Raw genomic sequence first — 13,598 nt, 5'->3', positions numbered from 1 at the left:
CTGGTAGCGCTGCGCGAACCTTCGTTACAGCGCGGCCACCGATTCCAGCATGCACAAAGTCGGGCAACGGTTGCCGACATGTGGTGTGACGGCGCTCGGCACGCGAACGTCTCAAGGGTCCTCAATGGCGTCGAGATCGTCCCTCTCGACAAACCGACCGGACGCAGCACCGATCAGGGCTCGGACGCGAGACGACCGCGCAGCGCGGCAGTTGAAGCGGCGCGACTCGCCATAGTGAGTAGCCAATCCGCGACGTTCTCGGCGGGCGCCGGACGGAAGTAGCAGCCGACGCCGTGAAGGTACGTCTCCCACTCATCGTCGGTTGGATGTGACTCAACGAGCTGGGCGATCTCGGCCACGTTGCGAGCACCACGTCCAAGCCTTCGGAGCGACCAAAGGCGTCAGCGGCGGCATAGACGTCGCCGCACTCGACGTCCCAGTCCTGATGCAGGTATCCGGCGAGAAACCCTGCCAGGTTGTCGAACTTCATGGCGCTGCCCTAGTCGCCTAGGAACCTCAGTTCAGCGGAGGTCGCCCTATGGCTGTCGTCGCACAACTCGGCAATCCTGCTGAGCTCGCCCGCCGCACGATTTGGCGCGGATCGTGACAGTTCGCGCGCCTCGCGTCCAAGTTCATCCAAGGCAGAGCTGGCGAAGATGGCAACGCCATACGGATCGACCTTTCGCAATTGCGGAAACCCACCGTCAATGGCGTTCAAAACTCCCTCGATATCGTCCCACCAATGGTCGGCGCCGCCGACGAGAGCGCCATCCAGCCACAACTCGATCCGTACCGTCATCGGTTCAGCTCCATCGACTAGATCCCGGAAACATCGTGAGCACCTCACCGTCCGGTTTAACAATTACCGTGTACACGTCCGTCGGCAGTCCGGTTACCTGATCCACACCAATGTCCGACGAGGCGTGCATTAGGTATCGCGTATTGCCATTCTTCTGCACGAATCCTACAACGCCATCTGTGTCCGACAGCGCTCGCAAATCTACGGCATCAAAGAATTGGCTCTTGCCTGCCCAGGTGCCGGGAAACTGATGGCGTTCAGAGTGGCCTGGCAGATCGTCGGGGTCACAGCTGAAGAGGCCTAAGGGGTCGGCGTACTGGGTGGGGTTGTGGACGTACGCCGACGGGTTGGGGCCGCCGTGGAGGCCCAGCGGGTCTTGGCTGATGTAGGTCGCGGTGTGCGGATCGTAGTAGCGGAAGAGGTTGTAGAAGAGGCCGGACTCGGAGTCGGCGTACTGGCCTGGGAAAGCGAGCGGGGTGGCGGCGCGGGAGGCGCGAGGTGAGGGTGCGCCCCAGAGGTTGCGGTCGGAGCGCCAGGCGATGTTGCCGGACTCGTCCAGCAGCTCGGTCGGGGCGCCGACGAGGTCGGTGACGATCGCGTAGAAGCGGGCATCGAGAGAGTCGGAGGAGCGTTCGAGCTGGGCGAGGGGGCGCAGGCCGTCGTACTCCCAGGACGTCGAGCCGCCGGCGCCGGTCTGCTCGACCAGGGTGGTGCCGTCCCAGGTGAAGGTGGTGCGGGATGCGACGCTGCCGTCGACCGCGAGGCGTTCCTTGGCGACGCGGCGGCCGAGGGCGTCGTACAGGTAGCGCCACCGCGCGCCGTCGGGGGTGGTCAGGCCGACGAGCCGATCCTCGGCGTCCCAGGTGTAGTGCCACACCTCCGGCTTGCGGGACAGGCGGGTGCGGACTCGCTGGACCAGTCGCCCCTGCCGGTCGTAACTGAACCGGGTGTCGCGGGTGCGCTGCAGCAGCGTCCCGACGTGCTCGCGTCGGTCCCGGGCCACCCGGCCATCGGCGCCAGACCAGCGGAAGTCGTCACCGGCGGTGAGGTTGCCGGCGCCGTCGTAGGCGTAGCGCTCGACCAGCGAGCCGCGACTCGGGCCGGTGACGTGTACGCCGGTGACGCGGCCGCGCGGGTCGAGGTCGAACGTGCTCGCTCCGAGCCCGGTGTCGTCGATGCCGAGCAGCGCGCCGTCGGGCCGATAGCGGTACTGGCGCTCGTGCAGCGTCCGCGGCGACGGCCCGACCAGCGGCGCGGACAGCGTCTGCACCGACACCCGGCCCGCGTCGTCGAACAGCTGGGCCAGCGCCGCGCCGGAGTCCCACTGCCGGAGCCGCTCCCGCCCGACGGCGTCGCGCTCGAAGCGCGTCACGTGCCCGGCGACATCGACTGCCAGCGCTCGGCCCACGGCGTCGTACGTCCAGGCTGACTCCACCCCTGTCGGAGTCAGTCGGGACGTACGACGCCCGGCCGGGTCGTACGCCGAGCGCACGGTCCGGCCGTCGACGGCCTCCGCGAGCACCCGGCCGGCGGCATCCCGCTCGAAGGCCACCCGCGCGTCCGGGTTGTCGGCCGCGGTCAGCCGGCCGGCTGCGTCGTAGCCGAACCGCGTCTCGCGACCGTCGCCGTCGACCTGGGTGACCAGCCGGCCGAGCAGGTCGTAGCCCATCGCGACCGACTGACCTGCGCCGTTGGTCCGGCCGATGAGCTGGCCGGCGTCGTCATAGCGGTGCCGCAGCGTCCGCCCGTTGAAGTCGCGCTCCTCACTGAGCCGCCCGGCCGCGTCGTACCGATAGGTCCACTCCAGGCCGAGGCCGTTGACCACAGCGGTGAGCCGCAGCTCGGTGTCGTGAACGAGCTCGGTGACCGAGCCGTCGGGTGCGGTGATCGAGACCGGCTTGTCGAAGGCGCCGTACGTGTACGACGTCGCGTGGCCGGCCGCGTCGACGTGCTCGACGAGGTTGCCCTCGCCGTCGTAGCGCCGCGTCTCGGTGGCGCCGTCCGGGAGCGTGCGGGAGGCCGGCAGGCCCTCGACCGTCCAGGTCTGGGTGGTGCGGTCTCCGTTCGCGTTGACGACCGCGGTGACCCGGCCGAAGCCGTCCCGCTCGAGCCGGGTCACCGCTCCACCCGCGTCGGTCACGACGACCGGCAGCCCGGCCGCGTCGTTGGCGATGCGGGTGACACCGCCGAGCGCGTCGGTGACGGCGACCAGGTGTCCGCGGGCGCCGTACTCGAAGCACGTGGCCGCACGGGCCGGATCGACCAGCGCAACCCGCCGGCCGTGCTCGTCGTACTCCTGCTGCCACCGCGCGCCGCCGGCCAGCTCCGCGACGGTCGGCAGGCCGACGCCGGCGTACGACCAGCGCTGGATGCTGTCGTCCGGACGTACGACGCGGGTCAGGTTGCCGGCCTTGTCGTAGCCGAAGCGCGTGGTCCGATCGAGCGGGTCGGTCCGGGTGAGCAACCGGTCGTAGCGGTCCCACTCCTGACGGGTAACGCCGCCGGCAGGGTCGACGGTCGCGACCACCTGCAGGCGCTCGTTGACGTGGTACGCCGTCCGCGCGTCCAGCGAGTCGGTGACGACCGTGATCGTGCCCCGGTCGTCGTCGGCGTCGGGGAAGTAGTCGAACGTCGAGCCCATCGCGCCGCCGGTGCCGGCCTGCTCGACACAGCGGCCGGCGCGGTCGTAGCTGTAGCCGAACGCGACCCCGTTGCGGTCCTCCCAGCGCAGGAGCCGGCCGAGGGCGTCGTACTCGAAGCCGAGCGGTTTCCCGGACGAGTTCACGACCTCGGCGAGGTCACCGGCCGGCGAGTAGCCGAACCGCAGTACCGCGACCTCGTCCTCGCCATCCGCTACCTGCAGCGCGACCACCCGGCGTGGCATGCCGCCGGTTTCGACCAGCACCCGGTAGCCGCCGGAGTGCCGCACCTCCAGCGGAGCGCCGTCCTCGTCGCGTACGAACATGATCCGGTCGCCGCCGCTGCGGCTGGTGATCGCAGCGAGCGGTACGACGGCGCGGTCGCCGCCGACGTAGTGGCGCACCTGGCGGGTGTCGGGGTCGGACACCCGCCAGGTGTCGCCGTGAGGACGCTCAAGGGGCCAGCGCGGCCCCTCGAACGGCAGTACCGACTCCCCTGTGGCCGGCACTGGATAGACAAGGAGTACGCCGTCGCCGCGGACCAGGACGACCCGGTCCTCGTCGACCACCAGCCGCTCGTCGAGGGTCGAGGCCCAGGACCGCCCGAACCATCGCCCCCACCGCCACCCCGACTTGTGCACCCGGGACAGCACCAGCGGCAGGACTCCCGGCAGCACCAGGTCGGTCTGCGGCAGCAGCACCTCACCGGTCGCCACGTCGACCGGGTCGCGGTCGCAGGTCATCGCGCACTCGGGTCGGCCGCGATGCCGCTGCTCGAGGACGTCGTCGGCCGCACGCAGCACGTCGTCGGACCGGCCTGCCGCGGCACCCGCGCCACCGGTCAGCAGGCCGAGCAGGACCTCCGGCGCAAGCGTGCCCAGGAACTCCGACGGGTCGTCCCGGAGCTGGCCGAGCATCCCGGCGAGCGCCCGGTCCGGGTGTTGGCCCGCGGCGATCAGCCCGGCGGCGGTGTCGGAGAGGCCCTTGAGGTAGTCGGCCGGGTTCCGCAGGTTGTAGGGGTCGGTGACGTTGAGGCCACGGAGCGTCCCGACCAGGCCGGACAGCCCCTTGAGCGCGCCCATGTCGAAGTGCACCTTCTCGACCATCGCGATGGTGCCGAGGTCGCCGAAGCCGGCCCGCAGCTGCTCGCTCAACCTGGGCTCGGCCGGCGCATCCGTCGTCGCCGACCGGATCGACCGCAGTGCGTTCTCGGCCGCCGAGTCTCGCTGGCGGCGGGCCCGGGCCAGCATCGCCCTGGCCGCAACCAGCTTGTCCACTCCCGGGTCGACGAACTCCCCCGGCGCCACGGGCGGCGTCTGCGAGGTGTCGCCGGCGCGCATCTCCGCGTTGAAGGCGTCGTTCTCCCGCCGGTACGTCGCCAGCGCCTCGCTGTGGTCGGCACGGGCCGCATCGGTCGCCGCCAGCGCTCGCTTGTGGGCGTCGATCGCGTCCTGGGCCTTGCCTTGCGCCCACTCCACGGTCGCGCCGTACGCCGCCCACGCCCGCGCCGCCCGGGCGCAGGCCGAACCGGCTCGGGACCAGTCGCGGGGCTGCAGGTCGGCGACCTCGTCGTACGCCGATCCGGCGTGGCCGGTGAAGGTGCCGGCATCGATGGCCTTCAAGCCGCCGGCGGCGGTGTTGAAGCCGTCGGCGAAATCGGCCAGGTGGCCGGCGGTCTCGTTGATCGCGGCGGCGTCACCGTGGATCAGCTTCTTGGGGTCGTCGGTGTCGCCGAGCTCCAGCTCCGCGATCTCCGCGCCCAGCTTGTCGGCGAGGTAGTCGCCCCAGGTGTCGACGGTGTCTGCCGCGCCCTCCAGGCCGAACCAGTCGAGGCCGGCGGCCAGGGTCTTGGTGTGCGAGTCGACGAACTCGCCGGCCTCCTCACTGACGACATCGACGCCGTCGGCCACATTGTCAGCGACATCCTCGGCCCGGTCCTCGAGCCAGCCCCTGACCCCCATCACCGATCACCGGCCGCCAGCGTCGCGAGACCTGGTACGCCGCCCAGCGGCCCCAGCGGGCCGGGGTCGTCGATCACGTCCTGCCAAGTGTCGGAGGACTCGTCGTAGGCCGCGGAGAACGAGTCGCTGCTCCAGTCGGCGTCGTCCGCCGAGTCGGCGAGCTGGCCCCAGGTCATCGACTCGGCGGCTTCGTCGCTGAGCCGCGGGTCGCCGACCAGATCTACGGCGACGCCACGGAACGAGGCCGCGACGTACTCATCGAGGTCGTGCATCGTCCCCGCGTTCAGCGCCAGCGCCTCGGACAGCCGCTGGCCGTCCTGCACCAGCGCCCGCACGCCCCACGACCACCGGTCGCAGAACTCGTCGAAGGCGTCCTTCAGCTCGGTGTGCCCGACCTGCAGCCCGGACAGCGACAGCTGGGAGAAGCCGCGGCCGGCCTGGCTGGTCCCCGCCGTCCCGAGCTCGCCCAGCTCACCGATCACGGCGTCGATGCCGCGGGCGGCGTCGACCAGCGCCTGCGGGTCGAGGTTCAGCTCGGTCATCAGGCGACCGCCTCGACGACCGGCTCAGCCGCCGGGAAGAGCATCGGGAAGGCGCTGCCGAGGTCGACCGCGATCCCGCCCGGACGGCCGAGGGCCGGCAGCGCGACGTCCTGCAGGAGGCTGCCCGGAAGGGTCAGGAAGTACGTCGACCGGGTGACCGCGCCGCGCGCATCGGCGTACACCGCGAGAGCCTGCTCGGACGTGAACGCCAGCACCCAGAGGACCCCGTCGAGCTCGGTGGTCAGTGGCGCCCCGTCGGCCGCGGACGGCACCAGCAGCTCGCTGCGCCGAAGCGACTCGACCAGCGATTCGCCGTCGGCCACCCCGGCGTGCACCAGCTGGATCTCGCTCCGAAGCACCGCGTTGTCGCGAATCATGGCTCACCTCCTCGTCGTTGCTGTCGCAAACAGACGCTAACGACTTCAAACAGAAGATTCCAGGAGCAAATTCGAGGTTGTGGATAACTCGTCGGAGAGCCGGGAGGTATGCCGTTGTGCCGGTAATACGTCAGCCGGGCCGACTAGGGTTGCAACCGTGACCCGCACCGGATCGGCAGACCTCGTGATCGTTGCCAACCGGCTGCCCGTCGACCGGGTGACTGCGTCGGACGGAAGCCGGCAGTGGCGGCGCTCCCCCGGCGGTCTGGTGAGTGCGCTGGAGCCGGTGATGCGGGCCAACGACGGCGCCTGGATCGGGTGGCCGGGAGACGCCGGGCAGGACCTGAAGCCGTTCGTCGACGACGGGATGTCGCTGGTCCCGGTCGGCCTCACGGCCGACGAGATCGCCGAGTTCTACGAAGGCTTCTCCAACGGCACGCTGTGGCCGCTGTACCACGACGTCGTCGCCAAGCCGGAGTTCCACCGCGAGTGGTGGGAGGCGTACGTCGCGGTCAACAAGCGCTTCGCCGAGCGTGCGGCCGAGGTGGCGTCGAAGGGCGCGACGGTGTGGGTGCAGGACTACCAGATGCAGCTGGTCCCGCAGATGCTGCGCGAGCTGCGGCCGGACCTGCGGATCGGGTTCTACCTGCACATTCCGTTCCCGCCGGCCGAGCTCTTCCAGCAGCTCCCGTGGCGGCGCCAGCTCCTTGAGGGCCTGCTCGGCGCCGACCTGGTCGGGTTCCAGCTGGGTGGCGCTGCCCAGAACTTCATCCGGCTGGTCCGGCAGCGGGTCGGTCACAAGACCCACCGCGACCTGGTCTACCTTCCCGACGGACGCATGGTGAAGGCGGCCGCGTTCCCGATCTCGATCGACGCCGCTGGCTTCGAGGACCTGGCGCGCTCGCCAGCTGTCGAACGGCGTGCGAAGACGATCCGCGAGGCGCTCGGCAGCCCGCGCAAGGTCTTCCTCGGCGTGGACCGGCTCGACTACACCAAGGGCATCTACCCGCGGCTGCGCGCGTTCGCCGAGCTGATCCGCGACGGCCATCTCGACGTCGAGGACGCCGTGTTCGTGCAGGTCGCGACGCCGTCCCGGGAGCGCGTCGAGCAGTACCGCATCCTGCGCGACGACATCGACCGCCTGGTCGGCCGGATCAACGGCGACCTGGGCCGGATCGGCCGGCCGGCGATCTCCTACATGCACTCCTCCTACCCGCGCGAGGAGATGGCTGCTCTGTATCGGACGGCCGACATCATGGTGGTCACGCCGTACCGCGACGGGATGAACCTGGTCGCGAAGGAGTACGTCGCCTGCCGCTTCGACAACGACGGCGCGCTGGTGCTCTCGGAGTTCGCGGGCGCCGCCGACGAGCTGCGCCAGGCATGGCTGGTCAACCCGTACGACATCAACGGCATGAAGGCCGCGCTGCTGGAGGCCTACCACGCCGAGCCGAAGGAGCTCTCGCGGCGGATGAAGGCGCTGCGCAAGACCGTCATCGAGCACGACGTCGCCAAGTGGGCCGGCTCCTTCCTCGCCGAGCTCGCCGCCACCCGCCCGTCACACGGCAAGGTCGTCCGCCCCGCCCGCCGCAGCTGAGACCCTGCGCTCACCCGGCCCGTCTTCACGCCATACGACGCCCACCCGGCCCGTGTTGACGTGAGGTTGCGCTGACCCGGCCCGTCTTCACGCCATACGACGCCCACCCGGCCCGTCTTCACATCCCACCCGTCAACACCGGCCGGGTCAGCGGCCTGACGCGTCAACACGGGCCGGGTCAGCGGTCTCACGCGTCAACACCGGCCGGGTCAGCGGTCTCACGCGTCAACACCGGCCGGGTCAGCGGTCTGACGCGTCAACACCGGCCGGGTCAGCGGTCTGACGCGTCAACACCGGCCGGGTCAGCGGTGGGGTGGGGTTTCGGGGGCGGGCATGTGGGTGCACATGATGTCGACGATCTCCTTGCGCAGGTCGTCGGGGAGGCGGGGCCAGGCGGCGTCGTACCCGTAGACCTCGCCGAGGGTGGTCGAGCCCTGGTGGCCGTCCATCACATCGACGTCCTCGGGCGTGACCAGGCCGGGGTGGGCGACGCCGATGGCTTCGGAGACCTTGAGCAGGTCGCGGCGCAGCGACTTGATGTAGTTGGCGACCCGGACGCTCTTGAGCTCGACGTCGAGGCCGCGGACGTAGCGCGGATTCTGGGTGGCGACGCCGACGGGGCAGTGGTCGGTGTGGCACTTCTGCGCCTGGATGCAGCCGAGCGCGAGCATCGCCTCGCGGCCGACGCTGACCATGTCCACGCCGAGGGCGAAGGCGACCATCGCGTTCTCCGGGATGCCGAGCTTGCCGGCTCCGACGAAGGTGACGTCGCCCGCGAGCCCGGCGGCCGCGAACCGCTTGTAGACGTGCGAGAAGCCGACCCGGAACGGGTAGGCGACCGCGTCCGCGAAGATCATCGGCGCCGCGCCGGTGCCGCCCTCGCCGCCGTCGATGTTGACGTAGTCGACGCCGCGAGTGCGCGGGACCATCGCGGCGACCAGGTCGTCCCAGAACTCGAGGTTGCCGACGGCTGACTTGATGCCGACCGGCAGCCCGGTCTCGGTCGCGACCAGCTCGACGAAGTCCAGCATCGAGTCGACGTCGTGGAAGACCTGGTGCCGCGACGGCGACGCACAGTCGACACCGGCCGGAATCCCACGGATCGAGGCGATCTCCTCGGTGACCTTCTCCCCCGGCAGCATCCCGCCGAGGCCCGGCTTGGCGCCCTGGGACAGCTTGATCTCGATCGCCTTGACCGGCGCCGACGCGACCAGGTCCTTGAGCCGCGCCAGATCGAAACGCCCCTGCTGGCCGCGGCACCCGAAGTACGACGTACCGATCTGGAAGACCACGTCCCCACCGCTGCGGTGGTACGGCGAGAGCGCGCCCTCGCCGGTGTTGTGCAGGCAGCCGGCCATGGCCGCGCCCTGGTTGAGCGCGGTGATCGCGTTTTTGGACAGCGAGCCGAAGCTCATGCCGGAGATGTTGACCACCGACGGCGGCCGGAACGCGTGACGTCGGCCGCGCGGGCCGCCGAGGACCTTCGCCGACGGCAGCGGGATCTCCTCGCCGGTGTGCGGCGCGGTCGGCGCATCCACCTGGGCGAAAGTGCGGTGCTTGAGGATCGGGTAGCCGTCGAGGTGCTCGATGTCGTTGTCGGTACCGAAGCCGAAGTAGTTGTTCTCCAGCTTCGAGCTCGCGTAGACCCAGCGCCGCTGGTCGCGGCTGAACGGCCGCTCCTCGTCGTTGCCGGCCACGATGTACTGCCGCAGCTCCGGCCCGAACCGCTCGATCAGGAACCGGGCATGGCCGACAACGGGGAAGTTCCGCAGGATCGCGTGCCGGCGCTGAATGAGGTCGTGCGCGGCGACCGCGCCGACCGCTGCCGCACCACTGGCGGCCATCCGTCCCCACTTCATTCCGTCACCGTACCCAGCGGACGTGGCCTTGGTCTCGATCCTCTCGCTACTGGTCGTACCGGGCGGTACGGTGCGGCTATGACACTGGTCCCCAAGCCCGACCAGGTGCTGACGGCTGCGGGCAACGTCGCCCACAAGCTGTTGTACGGCGGCTTCGCGGACCTCCGACCGATGCCACGCACCCTGATCGACAGCGGCACGCTGCGTGAGGTCTACCACTACCGCCCGGCGCCGACCGTTCCCGAGGACGGCGACCCGGTCCTGCTGGTCACCCCGCTTGCCGCACCCGCGATCTGCTTCGACCTGCGCCGCGACTGCTCGCTGGTCGAGCACTTCGTGATGGGCGGCCGCCGTACCTATCTGGTCGAGTACGGCCAGGTCTCCTTCAAGGACCGCAACCTCGGCATGGAGCACTGGATCGAGGAGGTCGTCCCGAGCGCGATCGAGGCCGTCTCCGCGCATGCCGGCGGGCGGCCGGTGCACCTGATCGGCTGGAGCCTCGGCGGCATCTTCTCCACGCTGGTGGCCGCCAGCCGGCGCGACCTGCCGATCGCGTCGGTCACGGTCGTCGGCTCGCCGTTCGATGTGCGCCAGGTGCCGCTGCTCGCGCCGATGCGGCCGCTGCTCGACATCGAGGGCATCGGCCCGCTGCGCCCGGTCAGCCGGTTCTACCGCGCCGCGGGCGGCATACCCCGGCCGCTCGTGCGGTGGGGCTTCCAGCTCTCGTCGTTCCAGAAGCTGGTGACCAAGCCGCTGGCCGTCGCCCAGCACCTCGACGATGCCGAGTGGCTGGCCCAGATCGAGGCGGTCGACCGGTTCACCGACAACATGATCGCCTACCCCGGCCGGACCTTCGGCCAGCTCTACCACCGGTTTGTGAAGGGCAACGCGCTCGCGTCCGGCGTGATCGCGTTCGGTGACCACAAGATCGAGGTGAAGAACGTCAAGGCGCCGGTGCTGATCTTCGCCGGCGCCACCGACGGGATCGCGCCGGTCGCAGCGGTGCAGGCGCTCGAGCCGCTGCTCACCGGGGCGAAGAAGGTACGCTTCGAGGTGGTGCCCGGCGGTCATCTCGGGATGCTGACCGGCCGCGCCGCCCGGCGTACCACCTGGCTGATCATGGACGACTGGCTCGACACCTGGGCCAGCCCGGACAAGGCCGCGCCCAAGAAGAAGCCCGCGGCCAAGAAGGCCCCTGCTAAGAAGCCCCCAGCTAAGAAGGCGCCACCGAAGAAGAAAGCGCCGGCCAAGAAGGTGGCCGCGGCTAAGAAGGTGGCCCCCAAGCCCGAACCGGACGCCATCGGTGTCAATCCGGTACGCCGCTTCGGCTCGGGCGGATCCCGCGCGCTAACTAACTAGGCCGACGCGCCCTGGTCGCGGCATATACCGGACACGTTCACGTGCGGGGCATCGACACTGCGCAAGCGGGCGGACGATGCTGGCGGACGAGTGGGGTCACCACCAGAACCCCTTCGCTCTCGGAAAGAGGAACTCATGCGCCGACTCCGATCTGTCATCGCCGCCCTCGCCGTTACCATCGCCAGCGTCTTTGTCGTCACCACCGGCACGATCGCCCCCGCCTACGCCGACGAGTGCTACACGTGGAACCGCAACCTCAGCCAAGGCGCGTCCGGCGCCGACGTCGCCGAGCTCCAGGTCCGGGTCGCCGGCTGGGCCGGGTACGGCGTCAACATGGGTATCGACGGCCAGTTCGGCCCGCAGACCCACAACGCCGTCCGCAACTTCCAGGCGGCGCACGGACTGGCCGCCGACGGTGTTGCCGGCCCGAACACCTACAGCAAGATCTACGCGCTCCAAGATGCCGACTGCTCGACCTTGCACTTCAACTGGTCTGAGGTCGACGGCGGATGTGGCCAGGGTGGCTACAGCGGCGGCTCGGTCAGCGCCGCCACCGTGAAGGAGAACCTGAAGCGGTCGATGTGGCGGGCCGAGGCGCTGCGCCAGAAGCTCGGCAACCGGCCGCTGATCGTGTCGTCGGGCTTCCGGAGCCAGGCGTGTGACCGGCAGGTCGGCGGCAGTGGCACCGGCCAGCACACCTACGGCCGGGCCCTCGACTTCACCGGTACGCCGTCGTTCTGCCAGCTCGCCCAGACGGGCCGCGACGTCGGCTACGGCGGCATCTTCGGTCCCGGCTACCCCGGCCACAACGATCACACCCACCTCGACATCCGTGCCGGCCGCTCCTGGAGCGCGCCGAGCTGCGGGATCTGACCCAGCGAGGGAGCGCTAGCGTCGTCGAGACCACTGGGTGGATGGTGGTCTCGACGACGCTTGCCGGCGCTCGCCGCTCGGCCGGCCGGCACCCGATAGGTTGGCCCGCGTGAGTGCGCTGGCGGGCCTGGTCGAGAAGAAGCTGGTGGCGGCCGACTGGGCCGACGCGCTGGCACCCGTGGACGGTCGGATCGCGGCGATGGGCGTGTTCCTCCGCGAGGAGCTGGCCGCTGAGCGGCCCTACCTTCCGGCGGGCGATCACATCCTTCGTGCGTTCCAGCGGCCGCTGTCCGACGTACGCGTGCTGATCGTCGGCCAGGACCCGTACCCGACGCCCGGCCACCCGGTCGGACTGAGCTTCAGCGTGGCTCGCGACGTACAGCCGATCCCGCGCAGCCTGGCCAACATCTACCAGGAGCTGCAGACCGACCTCGGCCTCCCGCCCGCGCCGCACGGCGACCTGACCGCCTGGGCCGAGCAGGGCGTGATGCTGCTGAACAGGGTGCTGACCGTGCGTCCCGGCGTCGCCGCGTCGCACCGCGGCAAGGGCTGGGAAGAGGTCACCGAGTGCGCGATCGCTGCCTTGGTACGCCGCGGCGGCCCGCTCGCGGCGATCCTCTGGGGCCGCGACGCACAGTCGCTGAAGCCGATGCTCGGCCAGGTGCCGTGGGTCGAGTCGCCGCACCCGTCGCCGCTGTCGGCCTCCCGCGGCTTCTTCGGCTCCCGCCCGTTCAGCAAGGTCAACACGCTGCTGGAGCAGCAGGGCGGCGTACCGGTGGACTGGACGGTCCCCGCAACCTGATCGGGGTCATCATGGAGTCATGACCCGGCTCCCTGCCCTCTACCTCGGCCACGGCGCGCCACCGCTGCTCGACGACCCGGTGTGGTCCGGCGAGCTGCGGGCCTGGGCGGCGCGACTGCCCCGACCAACCGCGATCCTGATCGTCAGCGCCCACTGGGAGTCCGCTCCCGTGAGCCTGACCGCGCCGGGCGCCCCGCTGGTCTACGACTTCGCCGGCTTCGACCCGAAGTACTTCGCGATGACGTACGCCGCGCCGCCCGCCACCGCGCTCGCCGAGCGGATCACCCAGCTGATGCCGGCAACCGAGCCGGTCCACCAGCACACCAGCCGCGGGCTGGACCACGGCGCCTGGGTGCCGCTGCGGATCATGTACCCCGATGCCGACATCCCCGTCGTGCAGATGTCGCTGCCGAGCCAGGACCCGGCCCGGCTGCTCGCGCTCGGCGAGCGGCTGCGGCCACTCCGGGACGAAGGCGTGCTGGTGATCGGGTCCGGGTTCCTGACCCACGGTCTGCCGTTCCTCCGCGACTGGTCGCTCGACGCGGAGCCGCCGGGCTGGTCGGTCGACTTCGACCTCTGGGCCTCCGAAGCGCTCGCCCAGGGCGACGTCGACGCGCTGTCGGCGTACACCTCGAAGGCGCCGGGCATGCCCTACGCACACCCCACCGTCGAGCACTACATCCCGCTCTTCGTGACCCTCGGCGCCTCGACCGACACCGGCGCAGCGCCCGAGCAGGTGATCGACGGATACTGGATGGGCCTGGCGAAGCGGTCGTTCCAGGTCGCCTGA

At 70.4% G+C, this 13,598-nt stretch carries 10 protein-coding genes; 5 read left to right on the top strand and 5 right to left on the bottom strand.

Going from position 1 to position 13,598, the window contains the following annotated elements; genetic code table 11:
* Nucleotides 1–499: 499 nt before the first annotated feature.
* The 4 genes from DDV73_RS17310 to DDV73_RS17295 are packed head-to-tail and all read right to left on the bottom strand — an operon-like array spanning nucleotide 500 to nucleotide 6,318.
* A complete protein-coding gene (locus tag DDV73_RS17310; protein WP_109508518.1) occupies nucleotides 500–799 on the bottom strand; it encodes a hypothetical protein in 300 nt (99 codons plus the stop codon).
* 4 nt (nucleotides 800–803) lie between these two features.
* Nucleotides 804–5,399 (bottom strand): putative T7SS-secreted protein, encoded by a 4,596-nt coding sequence (locus DDV73_RS17305; RefSeq protein WP_109508517.1) that lies wholly within the window; start codon nucleotides 5,397–5,399, stop codon nucleotides 804–806.
* Nucleotides 5,399–5,941, bottom strand: a complete 543-nt coding sequence (locus DDV73_RS17300; protein ID WP_109508516.1) for a hypothetical protein — start codon at nucleotides 5,939–5,941, stop codon at nucleotides 5,399–5,401. The genes DDV73_RS17305 and DDV73_RS17300 overlap by 1 nt, the downstream gene beginning before the upstream one ends.
* Nucleotides 5,941–6,318 (bottom strand): SseB family protein, encoded by a 378-nt coding sequence (locus tag DDV73_RS17295; protein ID WP_109508515.1) that lies wholly within the window; start codon nucleotides 6,316–6,318, stop codon nucleotides 5,941–5,943. The genes DDV73_RS17300 and DDV73_RS17295 overlap by 1 nt, the downstream gene beginning before the upstream one ends.
* Before the next feature lie 157 nt (nucleotides 6,319–6,475).
* Here DDV73_RS17295 and DDV73_RS17290 point away from each other — a divergent pair, with 157 nt between their 5' ends.
* Entirely contained in the window at nucleotides 6,476–7,915 is a 1,440-nt protein-coding gene (locus DDV73_RS17290) for an alpha,alpha-trehalose-phosphate synthase (UDP-forming) (RefSeq protein ID WP_109508514.1), read from the top strand.
* Between the two features lie 302 nt (nucleotides 7,916–8,217).
* On the opposite strand, the gene DDV73_RS17285 is transcribed toward DDV73_RS17290, so the two are convergent.
* Nucleotides 8,218–9,774, bottom strand: coding sequence for an FMN-binding glutamate synthase family protein (locus DDV73_RS17285; RefSeq protein ID WP_109508513.1), 1,557 nt, complete (start codon nucleotides 9,772–9,774; stop codon nucleotides 8,218–8,220).
* 78 nt (nucleotides 9,775–9,852) lie between these two features.
* Between DDV73_RS17285 and DDV73_RS17280 the strand changes: the two genes are divergently transcribed.
* The 4 genes from DDV73_RS17280 to DDV73_RS17265 all read left to right on the top strand — a co-directional run bounded on the left by DDV73_RS17280 (nucleotide 9,853) and on the right by DDV73_RS17265 (nucleotide 13,598).
* Nucleotides 9,853–11,133, top strand: coding sequence for an alpha/beta fold hydrolase (locus DDV73_RS17280; RefSeq protein WP_161962440.1), 1,281 nt, complete (start codon nucleotides 9,853–9,855; stop codon nucleotides 11,131–11,133).
* 135 nt (nucleotides 11,134–11,268) lie between these two features.
* Complete coding sequence (locus DDV73_RS17275; RefSeq protein WP_109508512.1) at nucleotides 11,269–12,006, top strand: M15 family metallopeptidase; 738 nt, start codon at nucleotides 11,269–11,271, stop codon at nucleotides 12,004–12,006.
* Between the two features lie 109 nt (nucleotides 12,007–12,115).
* On the top strand, nucleotides 12,116–12,808 hold the full coding sequence (locus tag DDV73_RS17270; protein ID WP_109508511.1) for a uracil-DNA glycosylase: 693 nt from the start codon (nucleotides 12,116–12,118) through the stop codon (nucleotides 12,806–12,808).
* Nucleotides 12,809–12,827: 19 nt separating this feature from the next.
* Nucleotides 12,828–13,598, top strand: coding sequence for a dioxygenase family protein (locus DDV73_RS17265; protein WP_109508510.1), 771 nt, complete (start codon nucleotides 12,828–12,830; stop codon nucleotides 13,596–13,598).

The organism is Nocardioides speluncae (assembly GCF_003121585.1).
GTDB classification, from domain to species: Bacteria; Actinomycetota; Actinomycetes; order Propionibacteriales; family Nocardioidaceae; genus Nocardioides; species Nocardioides speluncae.
This window is presented reverse-complemented; position numbering and strand designations above follow the sequence as displayed.

What these genes read in the sequence shown, in the direction of transcription:
- DDV73_RS17285 (WP_109508513.1), bottom strand. Translation starts at nt 9,774, where the DNA reads ATGAAGTGGGGACGGATGGCCGCCAGTGGTGCGGCAGCGGTCGGCGCG.
- DDV73_RS17310 (WP_109508518.1), bottom strand. Translation starts at nt 799, where the DNA reads ATGACGGTACGGATCGAGTTGTGGCTGGATGGCGCTCTCGTCGGCGGC.
- DDV73_RS17300 (WP_109508516.1), bottom strand. Translation starts at nt 5,941, where the DNA reads ATGACCGAGCTGAACCTCGACCCGCAGGCGCTGGTCGACGCCGCCCGC.
- DDV73_RS17275 (WP_109508512.1), top strand. Translation starts at nt 11,269, where the DNA reads ATGCGCCGACTCCGATCTGTCATCGCCGCCCTCGCCGTTACCATCGCC.
- DDV73_RS17305 (WP_109508517.1), bottom strand. Translation starts at nt 5,399, where the DNA reads ATGGGGGTCAGGGGCTGGCTCGAGGACCGGGCCGAGGATGTCGCTGAC.
- DDV73_RS17295 (WP_109508515.1), bottom strand. Translation starts at nt 6,318, where the DNA reads ATGATTCGCGACAACGCGGTGCTTCGGAGCGAGATCCAGCTGGTGCAC.
- DDV73_RS17265 (WP_109508510.1), top strand. Translation starts at nt 12,828, where the DNA reads ATGACCCGGCTCCCTGCCCTCTACCTCGGCCACGGCGCGCCACCGCTG.
- DDV73_RS17280 (WP_161962440.1), top strand. Translation starts at nt 9,853, where the DNA reads ATGACACTGGTCCCCAAGCCCGACCAGGTGCTGACGGCTGCGGGCAAC.